This window comes from Mycobacterium sp. 852002-30065_SCH5024008, assembly GCF_001665645.1.
Classification (GTDB): domain Bacteria; phylum Actinomycetota; class Actinomycetes; order Mycobacteriales; family Mycobacteriaceae; genus Mycobacterium; species Mycobacterium paraffinicum.
Map to the genome: position 1 here is coordinate 21,586 of NZ_LZSZ01000137.1, position 12,583 is coordinate 34,168.

Here is a 12,583-nt window from a genome sequence, read left to right on the forward strand (position 1 = left end):
ACTTCGGGCCTGGACGCGACGGCTTTACCCGATCTTGACCGTCCATTGAATCCCCCCACCGACGATGGCTGATGTGAGTACGCTTCCATCGGTGGAACTGGGGGTTTTGGGACCTCTCCAGGTCCGGCTGGACGGGGCGCCCGTCGCTATCCCGGGCGCCAAACCGCGCGCAATCCTTTCCATGCTCGGGCTGCACGGCGGTTCGGTCGTGGCGGCCGACACGCTCGTCGAGCTCCTCTGGGGCGAGGATCCGCCACGCACCGCAGCGAAGGCCCTGCAAACCCACATCTCCACGTTACGTCGCACCCTGGGTGACGGCTTCGTTCTGACGGCGGGCGCGGGCTGGACTTTGGCCGAGACCCAGGTGGACGCGGCGCTCTACAAATCGGCCGCCCGACTGGGACGCGACGCCGCGGCGGCCGGCGACACCAGCCAGGCAGTGGCCCGCTTCGAGGAGGCGCTCGCCCTGTGGCGCGGGATCCCCGAGCTGCCCGACGGCCGACGGGGAACCTCCGAGAAAACGCGATGGATCGAGGGACACGCCGCGCTGGTGGAGGATCGGGCCGATGCGCTGCTCGCGACGGGCCGGGCCGGGCCGCGGAGATCATCGGCGAGCTCGAGGCCGCAGTGGCCGATGCGCCGCTGCGCGAGCGGCGCTGGGGCCAGCTGATGCTCGCGCTGTATCGCGCCGGCAGGCAGGGCGAGGCACTCGGCGCGTACCAGCGTGCGCGTGCGCTGCTCGCCGATGAATTGGGAGTCGACCCGGGACCGGACCTTCGCCGGCTGGAGGCCGCGATCGTCGCGCAGGATTCCGCGCTGGAAACGCCTGCCGCACAACAGCTCCCGTCCGTGACTCGCGCCGTGACGTTTCTGCTGACCGACATCGAAGGGTCGACGGCCGCATGGGAGGGAGACGCCGGGGCCATGGCGGTGGCGCTGGCACGACACGACGAGCTCGTCGAACAGGTCGTGACGTGCCGAGGCGGTCGGCTGATCAAGACGCGCGGCGAGGGCGACGCCACATTCTCGGTTTTCGAGCGGCCGTCGGCGGCCGCCGCCGCGGCCATCGAGCTTCAAGATGCGATCGTCCACGAGCCCTGGGCGCTACGGGAGCCCATGCGTGTTCGCGTGGCTTTGCACACCGGGGAGGTCGAATTTCGCGACGGCGACTACTTCGGGCGCGCGGTCAACCGCGCCGCCCGCCTCCGGTCGCTGGCAACCGGTGGCCAGATCCTGTGCTCGGGTGCGACGGCGGAGCTCGTAATCGACTCGCTGCCCGATGACGTCGTGCTCGCCGACCTGGGCACGCGCCAGCTGCGCAATCTTGCGCGCCCCGAACACGTTTTCGAACTCCAACTGCAGACCACCCTGCTCGACCATCCGGTGAATTCGATCGACCTGCCTCTGGAACGCCCGAGCCTGCCCCCCGTACTTGCCGGCCCAGGGCCGTTCGTCGGGCGCGGGCACGAGCTTGAGCGACTGTCGTCGGCGTGGCAGACCGCGCTCGCCGGCGGCACCAACGCGATGCTGATCGCGGGCGAACCGGGTGTCGGTAAGACGCGCCTGGCCGGCGAATGGTCGCGACAGGCTTATGACCAAGGCGCTCTGGTCATTTACGGCCGATGCGACGAGGACCTCGGCGCGCCGTACCAGCCGTTCGCGGAAGCCCTGCGTTCGCTGGTGCCATGCCTCGGTGCGGGTGGGCTCCGTGGGATGCGCGGCGTGGAGGCACTCCTCACACTCGTGCCCGGGCTGGCCGACCTGCTTCCCGATCTGGCCACGCCGACCCGTGCCGACCCGGACACCGAACGCTACGCACTTTTCGACGCCGTCGTCGCGCTGTTGGCCATGGCCTCGGCGAGCGCGCCGGTCGTCCTGATCCTCGACGACCTGCACTGGGCGGCCAAGCCCACGCTCCTGTTGTTGCGGCATCTCCTGCGTTTCGGCGAACACGCTCGCATGCAGATCATCGGCACATACCGCAGCACGGACCTCGACCGCTCCCACCCCCTGGCGGCGATGCTCGCCGACCTCCACCGCGACGGCACGGCCAACCGGCTCAGCCTGAGCGGCCTCGACGAGGACGACGTGACCGCCTACGTCGCCGAGGCGGGCTACAACGACGAAGAGCTCGCCCGGGCATTGGCGTCCGTCACGGGTGGCAATCCGTTCTTCCTCATCGAGGCCCTGCGCCACGTGGATGAAAGCGGTGGACGCTGGGACCAGAGCACCCTGCCACAAGGGGTGCGCGAGGCGGTGAGTCGCCGGCTTTCGCGGCTTCCAGCGCAGGCGAACAAGGCGCTTGCCGCGGCCGCCGTCGTCGGCAGCCGGTTCGCCTTGGATCTGGTGGAACGGGTGGTAGAGGACGACCTGGTCGACGCGTTCGACGAGGCGTGCAAGGCCGGCATCGTCATCGAAGAGCCCGGCGGTCGTTACCGGTTCAACCATGCGATCGTCCGGCAGTCGCTGCTGGCCGAGTTGCCGTCGGTGCGGCGCATGCGACTGCACCAGCGCATCGCCACAACGTTGGAAAGCGAGCCCGGCGCCGACGACGAGCTGCTCGCCGAACTGGCGTACCACTACTTCGAGTGCGCGTGGGCGGGGAACGCGGCGAAGGCGGTCGAATACTGTCGGCGTGCCGCGGACCAGGCGATGGCACGGCTCGCCTATGAAGGCGCCGCCGACCTCTACGACCGCGCCCTGCACGCACTCGAGGAGATCGACGAGGAGTTGCCCGATCGCGACGACCAGACGGCCGAGTTGTTGATGGCGCGTTGCGAGGCCCTGCTGGCCGCGGGTGATGTGGTTTCGGCGGCGGGCGCGGTGGCCCAATTGCAGAGCGCCACCGCCGGTTCGGCGCAGCTAGCCGCGTGGGCCACCTGCTTCGACGGCCAACTCTCGATGCTGACCCACCCGGAGCGACTGGACGACGTCGCGGCCGCGGTCGGCGCGGCCGCCGAAGAGCTGGCCCGACTCGGCGACGCCGCCGGAGAAGCCATGGCACACACCGTTCGTGCCGGATGCCTCGCACGGCTGGGAAGAATCGGCGACGGCGAAATCGCTCTGGACGACGCCCTTTCAGCGGCGCGGCGCGCGCGTGAACACCGCCGGGTGAACGCGGTTCTGGCGAACGCACCGCTTGCGGCGCTGTGGGGCCCGAACCCCGTTCCACGCGCGGGCGGGCGATGCCTGGACGTGGTGCGGCTGCTCCGAATCACTACGGACTCACCGGCGGTCGAAGCGACATCGACGCGGTGCCAAGCGGTGTTGGAGGCTTTCCGTGGTCGGGCGGCGGCGGCGCGACGGATGATCGACTCGGCCCGGCGCACGGCCACCGAGCTCGGACTGCGCCATTCTCTTATGGAGGTCGAGCAGTTCGCCGGGATCGTCGAGCTGGTGGTCGACGAGCCTGCGGCGGCCGAGCCACACTTGCGCAAGGCCTACAACGGCTTTCGTCGCATGGGCCTCGACGCCGATACCGCCGAGACCGCGGCGTTGCTGGGCCGCGCGTGTCTCGCGCTCGACCGCGATGCCGAAGCGGATGAATTGAGTGCCGAGAGTGAGCGTCTCGCCGGTCACGCGCTGAAGGCGTCGATCGCCTGGCGCACGCTTCGGGCGCGCCTGCTGTCGCGGCGCGGTGATCACGACGAGGCTCGGCGAGTCGCCGAGGAAGCCGTCGGGCTCGCCGAACGCACCGACGCGCTGGTGGATCATGGCGATGCGTGCCTGACGCTGGCGACGGTTTTGGGTGCGGCCGGTGAAATCATGGGTGCGCGGGCGGCGGCGGAGCGGGCCGCCGAGTTGTACGAGCGGAAAGGCGCTGCGGCGCTTGCCGAAAAGGCACGCGACGTGCTGGGCGCGAGCACCCCTTCACCGGTCCCGCCCAAAACGCCGAACGTTGAACCGACCAACGCGTGCGTGCAAACGGGCAGCCGGTTGATCGATGCCGTCAATCGGGAGGCATGGGCGGAAGTAGCTCAGCTACTTGGCCCTTACGTATCGACCGAGAGCCGCCGGAAGATCGTCGGCTTTTCTCGTATCGACGTCCCGTCGAGTCAGTGGCCGCAGGACATGAGGCGCTACCTGGAGACGGGCATGGTGCGCTACCGCCACACGGCTCTCGCCGTGCGTGGCGAACGTCTCGCCCTCAGCCGGCTGGAGATCGGGACGAAAGATCTGACTTCGGGAGCACCGCAGGACGAGATGCTCCAGGTGATCGGCATCGACGAGCAAGGCCGAATGGCGCTTCAGGTGAAGTTCGATGTCGAGGACATCGACGCCGCTATGTCAGAGCTCGAAGCCCGATTCGAGGCGGAGCGCCCGATTCCGCGTCGGCTAGAGAATAAGGCGGCGCGCGTATTCGAGCACGTCTGGTCTCACTTCGCGGCTCGCGACTGGGACGCACTGGCCGACACCGTGGCCGATGACTTTGTCGGCATCGACCACCGGCGGGTCGTCAGTGCCGAGACTCAACACAGCCGAGATGACGTGGTCAGAGACTTGCAGGCGGCGGCTGACGTCGGCGTCACGATCTCGATGGTCAGCGCCGTGGCGATCCGCGGGGAGCATCTCGTCCTCGCACGTGTTCGCGCGGCAGGCCAAGACCCCAAAGCGATTCAAAACGACGCGCTCAACGTCGTCGAGATCGACGCCGACGACCGGATCGCGAACGTCTTCACATACGACGTCGAAGAGATCGGGGGCGCCATCGCCCAGCTCGATGCCCGTTACCTCGCCGGCGAAGGTGCGCCCTATGCGGCCACGTGGCAGGTCGTCACCGGAACCTTCGCCTCGATCAGCCTGCACGAGTTCCCCGCTCTGGCCCCCGACTGCGCAACGATTGACCATCGCCACGTCGCAGCGTTCGCACCTGGCGAGCTGCCCGCATACATCCGCGCCGGGTGGGACATCGGCCAAAACATCACCTCCTACGTCGGCGGCGTACATCGATTGAACGACCTGGGAGCGGTCGTCTCCTACGTGGCGTATGGAAATTCGCACGAAGGCTTTGACGGTGAGTGGCACGAAGTCGCCCTGGTCACGGTCGAAGGGAGCATGGTCAACCGCTGCGAGTTGTTCAACGACGCCGACTTGCAAACCGCGATCACGCAATTCGATCAGTTGAGCCGCCCAGCACCGCTTCTCGAAAATGCGGCAAGCCAAGCGTACGAGCGCTTCCGAACGTACTTCGCCGCACGCGACTGGGCCGCTATGGCCAAGCTACTAACCGCGGATACGGCTGTCGACGACCATCGACGGGTCGTCAACGCCGAAACCCGGCACGGTCGTGACGTCGAAATCGCGAATATGCGGGCCTTCGCCGAAATTGGGGTCACGACAAGTACGGCGGATGTCATCGCCACTCGAGGCGAACGACTTGTCCTGTGCCGGACGCGTATCTCGCGCGAAGATTACCCATCTGGGGGATTTAGCATCGAGATGCTCATTATCGTCGAGACCTCCGCCGACGAACGGATACTGGCACGCGTTGCATACGACCCAGACGACATCGACGCCGCGATGGCGGAGCTCGACGCGCGCTATCTCGCCGGGGAAGCGGCAACCCATGCGCATTTGTGGACTGCCATGTCCGCGGCCTACGCCGCGATCAACCGACGTGAAATCCCGCCTATAACCGGCGATTTCAAAAATCAGGACCACCGCCGCGGAGCGGCTTTCGCATCCGGTGACATGATCGAATACCTACGTGCCGGATGGGATCTCGACCAAGACATCCATTTCTACATCGAGGCCGTGCATCGCCTGAGTGACCTCGGAGCGGTCGTCACTCATAACGGGTATGGGACGTCACGCGACGGCTTCAACGCCGAGTGGCGGGAGGTCATGCTCTTTACGGCTGATGGTGATTTGTTCAGCCGCTGCGAGGTATTCGACGAGGCAGACCTGGATTCGGCGATCGCATCGTTCGACCAACTCATCCCCCCGGCGCCGCGGCTGGAGAACGCGGCAAGCCGAGTGGGTGAGCGGTATCTAGCGTGTTTTGCCGTCAGCGACTGGGACGCCATGGCTGAGTTGCTGGACGACAACTTCGTGAATGACGATCGCCGCCGCGTGGTGGGCGCCGGACCACGACATGGTCGAGACGCCCAGAACGCCGACATGCGGACCGTCGCCGACCTGTGGACCGCAACCGTGGCTACAACGGTCGTAGCGACTCGCGGCAAGCGCCTTGCCCTCATGCGCCTACGCTTCGGTGACGGTAATCAAGGGCCCGATGCCTTTCTCACAGACGTCTTCGGCGTGCTCGAAATCAACGCTACCGTGCAGATTTCCGCGGTCGTCTTCTTCGATACCGACGACGCCGGCGCCGCGTTCGAAGAACTTGATTCCCGTTACCTCAATGGCGAAGCGGCTACGCACTCGCGGGCTTGGTCAGTCATCGTGGATAGCTATGCCGCATTGAACCGGCACGAACTACCGCCGACCACACCGGATTTCGCGAGCATCGATCACCGCCAAGGGACGGCTTACGCCCCCGGTGAGCTGATTGAATATGTCCGCGCCGGATGGGATCTCGATCAGAGAATTCAAACCTACCCAGAGGTGGTGCATCGGCTGAGCGACGTGGGAGCGGTCTACACCCACGTCGCGCATGGGACGTCGCACGAGGGCTTCGACGCTGAGTGGCGAGGGATCAGCCTTGTGACGGTGAACGGTGACCTTGTCAGCCGCTCCGAAGTTTTCGACGAAGCGGACATTGATGCCGCGCTAGCGAGATTCGAACAAATCAGCCAGCCGGCGCGAAATTTGGCGAATGCGACGACCCGCGTGGTCGAGCAATTTCTCGCGCGCTTCGCGGTCCGCGACTGGAAGGCAATGTCAGAATTACTGGCCGACGACGTTTCCTCAGACGACCGCCGCTCGGTCGTCAACGCCGGGATCCAACGTGGCCGAGATGCCGAGATGGCGAACTGGCGGGCCAGCGGTGACGTCTGGAGCACTGCCGTGGCGTCGACCGTTGCAACTCGTGGTGAGCGTCTCGCGCTCTTTCACTTCGACTTCGCCAGCCAGGACCAACAACGGGAGGCATTCCAGGGCGCGGCCCTCGCCGTCATCCAAACCGGCGACGACAATCGACTCGCGGCAGCTGTCGTATTCGACACCGACGACATGGACGCAGCCTTCACTGAGCTCGATGCCCGATACACCGCCGGCGAAGCGACCCTCTACGCGCGCACATGGTCTGCCATCGCGGCGAGTTACGCCGCAATCAGCCGCGGCGAACTCCCCTCTACGACAACGGACTTGGTTGACGTCGACCATCGCCGAGGGGCAGCGATGGCACCGGGTGAACTCATCGCATTCCTCCGCAGCGCGTTGGATCAGACTCCTAATCTGACGATCCGCATCGCAGCTGTGCATCGTCTCAGTCGATACGGCGCGGTCATCGCCCACACTGCGGCTGGGACCTCCCCAGAAGGGTTTGACGCCGAGTGGCGTGAGATCAGCATTTTGACGGTTGATGGTGACAGGCTCAATCGTTGCGAGGTCTTCGACGAGACGGACCTGGACGCCGCACTCGCCCGGTTTGAAGAGCTCGATTTACAGGAACAAGGGCTGGAAGATCCAGTGAACCAACGCTTCCTGGCGCACTTTGCTGCCCGCGACTGGGACGCCATGGCCCAGCTGTTTGCCGAGGGCTATTCCCTTGACGATCGCCGCCAGGTCGTGAATGCCGGGGTTCGACACGGTCGCGATGCCGCGATCGAAGATCTACAGGTGTCCGCGGATGTCGGGCTCTTGGCGAACATGACCTCGGAAATCATCGCGACCCGAGGCGAACGCCTCATCCTCACCCGCGTCAAAGCGTCGGGCCGTGACCATCCCGCGATTCACCTCGACGTCCTTCAAGTCGTTGAGCACAACGGCGAACAGGTAATGGCGGACGTCGTGTTCGACCCTGACGACATCGTCGCCGCATTCGAAGAACTCGAAAACCGTTACCTCGCAGGCGAAGCAGCCCTCCACGCGCACACCTGGTCGGTCATTGCGGGAACCTACGCCGCCTTCAACCGGAACGAACTCCCCGTGACAGACTGGGCCGCCATCGACCACCGGCGAGGCACACCCTTCGCGCCCAACACCATGATCCAGTCCATCCGCGCCGTCTGGGATCTCACCCCAAACCTCGAGATCCGCATCGAGGCGGTCCATCAGCTCAGCAAGCTCGGGGCGGTCATCACCCACACTCAACATGGGACCTCGTCTGACGGCTTTGACGCCGAGTGGCGACAAATCCAACTTCTCACTGTCGAAGGCGAGCTAGTCAACCGCTGCGAAATATTCGATGAGGCCGACCTGGACGCTGCCCTTGCTCGATTCGACGAATTGAGCCGTCCCACGCAGCGGGTGGAGAACGCAGCGAGCCGAGCGGAAGACCGACTCTTTGAGCGTTCGGCGGCCGGCGATTGGGCGGCGATCGCCGAAATCCTGGCCGGCGACAGTTTTGTCGAGGATCGCCGTCGGGTGGTGAATGTCGGTGTCTGGGACGGTCGCGATGCCGTGATGGCAAACATGCGAGCTCTGGCCGAGGGCCTCGCGCAGGTGACGCTGACGGTCATTGCGACCCGTGGGGAGCGCCTCGCCCTCATTCTTATTCGCTCGTTCAATACCGACTTAGGGCGCGGGGAATTCGTCATCGAGATGCTGGGAATCGTCGAGACCGACGCCGACGGGCGGATTGCGGCTCACGTCTTTTTCGACGTCGACGACACCGATGCCGCTTTTGATGAGCTCGATGCTCGATATGTCGCCGGTGAGGCGGCCGCCTACGCGCGGACGTGGTCGGTCATCGCCGGTTCCTATGCCGCGATGAACCGGCGCGAGCTATTTCCAACGACGCCGGATTGGGTGAACATCGATCACCGACGACCGGGCATCATCGAGGAAGGAGGTCTCAACGCATCCCTGCTCTCCTTGTGGCAACTGACGACGGACCTTACCTTCCGCATCGAGACCGTGCATCGGTTGACTGACCTTGGAGTTGTTTGCTCGCATGTGGCGCATGGCGTTTCGCAGGACGGCTTCGACGCCGAGTGGCGAGGGATCGAAGTTCAGACCGTCGACGGTCACCTGATCGACCGTTGCGAAATTTTCGACGAAACGGATCTCGAGGCCGCGCTCGCAAGGTTCGATGAGCTCGCCTGCGGTGACTGAGACGGTGCCACAACGACAACCGCTTTATCTGCTAGCAGACAGTCAGCTGCTGTTCTGGAGGCGGGGGGACCGACTGCTCCTCGAGGGATCCCTCGATGGACTGGCGCGGGACATACCGCTTAGCGCGGCGTATATCGGTGCCTCCAACGGGGACCGCCCTGAGTACTACGGGATTTTCGAGACGGCAATGGATGCGATTGGAATCACCGACCGCCGCATGATTCATTCGTCCTTCGGCTCCGACGACCGCGCCTTCCTCGAGCGTGCCCGGTTGATCGTCCTCGCGGGTGGCGATGTGCGACTCGGCTGGGACACGTTCGAGAAAGCCGGCATGAAAAATGTGATCCTGCGCAGACACGCCCAAGGGGCGGTCCTGGTGGGCATCTCGGCCGGCGCGGTCCAGCTCGGACGCTATGGAATGGTCGAGGCACCGGAGCCTTCGGTGCCCGGGCTGCTCGATATGTTCAACCTCGTACCCCTGGTGGTTGACGCGCATGACGAGCGAGGCGGGTGGGCGCGGCTATCTCGGACCGTGGAACAGCTAGCGGGATCGGCCGGCGGGCTCGGAATCCCGTCAGGTGCCGGAGTCATGGTGCACGCAGACGGCACTATCGAGCCCCTCCGTCATCCGGCGCATGAGTTCCGTTTCGAGGGCGGCCGCGTCACGCACTCGCTGTTGCGCGCCGAAGATGGCAGCTGATTTTCGGACATCGCAAAGGAACTCGCCACCTCGGTGCCCCGGCCTCTTGCCCGGGGCACCAAGTGTGGTGACGGTTGGCCGTTGTACTAGTGACTTTCGGCCCGAGCAACGAACCCGGTCGGTGTCCAGAGTTAACACCATGCTAACCGCAGGTAATTGCCGCATAAAGGAGCCAGCTATGTTCTTCGCACATCTGACCCCGCGTCGGCTACTAGTCGGGGCAATCGGTGCTGGCGCAATTACCGGCACGCTTCTATGTGGCACCGCGGCGACCGCCGTGGCTGACCCCCCGCCTCGGCCCCCCGGCTGCACGGCAGCGGATGTAGCCGGCGTCGCGTCTGGTGTGGCGGCGGCGCTCTCGGGCTACCTGTTCACGCATCCGGACCTGAACGGGTTCTACACCGGCCTCCAAGATCGTCCCAAAGACCAGATCCGCGACGACGTGCAGCAGTACTTCAGCGCCAACCCCGAGGAGCAAGCCGATCTCGAAAACATCCGGCAGCCACTGGCTGACATCAGGCAGCGTTGCCAGTGGACACCGCTGCTCGGGCAGGGCGGCGCGACCCCTTGAGCGACGAGAACAAGCACGCCCAAAACTTGCCACCGGTCAGAGTGAGGAGATCCCGATGAACGGGTGGGTGCGGCCTTGGACGGCAGGGGCGATCGCAGTATTGACCCTTACCGCGATCCCTGAGATGTATGCCGCCGTCGAGCCTTCCGGTGTGGCCAACGCCGACGTCTGCGCAAGCGTCGGCAGGCGTGTCTCCGTGAGCGGGTGCACCAACGTTGCCGATACGATCAACGCCAACGTCCCGCCACCGGACGCGTATGCACCGCTGCCGCAAGACTTTCCGCCCCCGCCGCCCCCGGTGAATGTTTGCGTCGGAGCCGGCCGGCGAGTTCATGTAAGCGGATGCTTCTGAAACGGCGGCTGCTATACCGTTCACCGCTTAGACGCTGTGCCTCGACCTCGCCGCGTGCGGTGCCCTGCTAACACGTCAGCATTCGCCAACGATTGGGCCTTAGCGGCCAGGGTGGACGCCCTGTTGGCATGGGCGACCGCTTCGGTGCCGTTTGTTGGTTGCTTGCCGTGCGCCGCCGCCAAATGCCGATTCGCTTCTTCGACCCTGGTTTGGGCCTCGGTGCCGACGCTCGCGCGATGTCGGGCGACGTAGTCGGAGACCTGCCGCAATCTGCCGTCCGCCATCGATAACGCCTGCTCCAATGAATAGTCATGCCCTCCAACGTGCCCATCGGTAGGGCTGACCCGTCGGCGGCGTCGCGCACGGTAGAGCATGAAAACCACCACGATGACGACCGCGAGGACGATGACGCCGATCGCGATCGGCACCCAGATCGGCTTTGCAGGCTTTGACGAGGTTGCCGATCGGTCCAACCCGTCAGCGGCGGCGACCGCAGCGCCACTCCAGTCTTTGGCGGCAATCGCCGGTTCAATTCGTTTGCTACGAAGACTGATCAGCTCGGCTGCTGTGAGGCCCTGAACCGGCGGCGGCACCGTGAATGCGTACAGCTTGGTGTTCGTGGCCACGGCCAGCAGCGCGTCGTGGTCGCCCATCGCGCTAGCGTCCCGGGTGCGGTCAGCCCAGTTTTCGGGTTTGAACCTGGAAAAGTTGTCGACGTAGACCACCCACAGTTGGATGTGCTGATCGCGGTAAAGCCGGTCGATTGCCGAGCTGACCGCTGCCCGAGCGGAATCCGTCAACACCCCGGTGCTGTCAGTGATGTGATCCGTGAGTTTGGACGGCGGTTGTGCGCCGGCCGGGCTTGCCGACAGCAGCCCCGCTGTGAGGATTGTCAGGATCACACCCGCCAGGCGAACAACCCGCATACGGGTAATTTAGCCGTCATTCGCGGAAAGGCGGACAACTGCAGCTCACGAAATGATCGGGCCGAGGAAAACACTAGGCCGTGGGGGCTTGCGCTGGCATGGTGGCGTTTCGTGCGGGTGTGGCTGAGTGGCTAGGCAGCGGCCTGCAAAGCCGTATACACGGGTTCGAGTCCCGTCACTCGCTCGGAGAAAGCCGGGTCAATCGACGAGGCGGGCATCGCCAGGCATGCCTTCAAGCCTGAACGGGAAGGGGGCTAGAACTGTTCCGGCACGGCGTCGAGGTAGAACCATCGGCCGGCGCGGCGCTCGAAACGACTGCGCTCGTGAAGGCTGCCGACGCGGCCCGCGGACTCGAACTGGGCCGTGAATTCCACCTCCCCGTGATCGTCGTCCGGACCACCCGCGACCGCGTCGATCACGTTCAGGCCAATCCAGGTGGTGCCCGGGTCAATCGTCACATCGGCCGGGCGCGTGCGCGGGTGCCATGTGCGGTAGAGGTAGTCGGCGTCTCCGTGGGCGAATGCCGAATACCGCGATCGCATCAATTCCTCTGCCGACCGGGCCTGCGACTCACCATGATGAAACGGCCCGCAACAGGCCAGGTAGCTTTTGTGAGTGCCGCACGGGCACGGTTCGTTCATAGCAAGAGCCTGGCAGACGTTACGGTGCCTCCCCCATCGGCGCAGCACCCGCCGCGTCTTGCAGTATCTGCTGCAATTTGTCGAGCGGGTCGCCTCCTGCGGGATCAAGCCGCCGTGGTGGGATCTCCCGGCCGTCGGGTGCGACGGCGGCGAGTGTTCTACTCGGCGCCGGTCACCGCCGTCGCGCTGCTGGTTACCGTCAAGCTGTTTTCCGTT

General features: G+C 65.2%; 5 protein-coding genes, 1 tRNA gene and 1 pseudogene. 5 read left to right on the forward strand and 2 right to left on the reverse strand.

Annotated features, from left to right (window positions below):
• Positions 1-181 precede the first annotated feature (181 nt).
• From A5781_RS17435 to A5781_RS26315, 4 genes and pseudogenes are all read left to right on the forward strand, one after another.
• A pseudogene (locus A5781_RS17435) lies at positions 182-9,177 on the forward strand (BTAD domain-containing putative transcriptional regulator).
• On the forward strand, positions 9,155-9,877 hold the full coding sequence (locus tag A5781_RS17440) for a Type 1 glutamine amidotransferase-like domain-containing protein (RefSeq protein WP_067208864.1): 723 nt from the start codon (positions 9,155-9,157) through the stop codon (positions 9,875-9,877). The pseudogene A5781_RS17435 and the gene A5781_RS17440 overlap by 23 nt, the downstream one beginning before the upstream one ends.
• Positions 9,878-10,154: 277 nt before the next feature.
• Positions 10,155-10,448 (forward strand): hemophore-related protein, encoded by a 294-nt coding sequence (locus A5781_RS17445; RefSeq protein ID WP_369816439.1) that lies wholly within the window; start codon positions 10,155-10,157, stop codon positions 10,446-10,448.
• Between the two features lie 55 nt (positions 10,449-10,503).
• Positions 10,504-10,800 carry a hypothetical protein gene (locus tag A5781_RS26315; protein ID WP_082939404.1) on the forward strand — a complete coding sequence of 99 codons (297 nt, stop codon included), beginning with the start codon at positions 10,504-10,506 and terminating at the stop codon, positions 10,798-10,800.
• Positions 10,801-10,820: 20 nt separating this feature from the next.
• On the opposite strand, the gene A5781_RS17450 is transcribed toward A5781_RS26315, so the two are convergent.
• A complete protein-coding gene (locus A5781_RS17450; RefSeq protein ID WP_067208870.1) occupies positions 10,821-11,726 on the reverse strand; it encodes a YgcG family protein in 906 nt (301 codons plus the stop codon).
• Between the two features lie 113 nt (positions 11,727-11,839).
• Here A5781_RS17450 and A5781_RS17455 point away from each other — a divergent pair.
• Positions 11,840-11,910 (forward strand) — tRNA-Cys (locus A5781_RS17455).
• Between the two features lie 70 nt (positions 11,911-11,980).
• Here the strand turns inward: A5781_RS17455 and A5781_RS17460 are convergent.
• Positions 11,981-12,367 (reverse strand): YchJ family protein, encoded by a 387-nt coding sequence (locus A5781_RS17460; RefSeq protein ID WP_067208873.1) that lies wholly within the window; start codon positions 12,365-12,367, stop codon positions 11,981-11,983.
• Positions 12,368-12,583 lie beyond the last annotated feature (216 nt).

Coding starts and splice junctions, on each gene's coding strand:
- A5781_RS17440 (WP_067208864.1), top strand. CDS start 9,155: ATGAGCTCGCCTGCGGTGACTGAGACGGTGCCACAACGACAACCGCTT.
- A5781_RS26315 (WP_082939404.1), top strand. CDS start 10,504: ATGAACGGGTGGGTGCGGCCTTGGACGGCAGGGGCGATCGCAGTATTG.
- A5781_RS17450 (WP_067208870.1), bottom strand. CDS start 11,726: ATGCGGGTTGTTCGCCTGGCGGGTGTGATCCTGACAATCCTCACAGCG.
- A5781_RS17460 (WP_067208873.1), bottom strand. CDS start 12,367: ATGAACGAACCGTGCCCGTGCGGCACTCACAAAAGCTACCTGGCCTGT.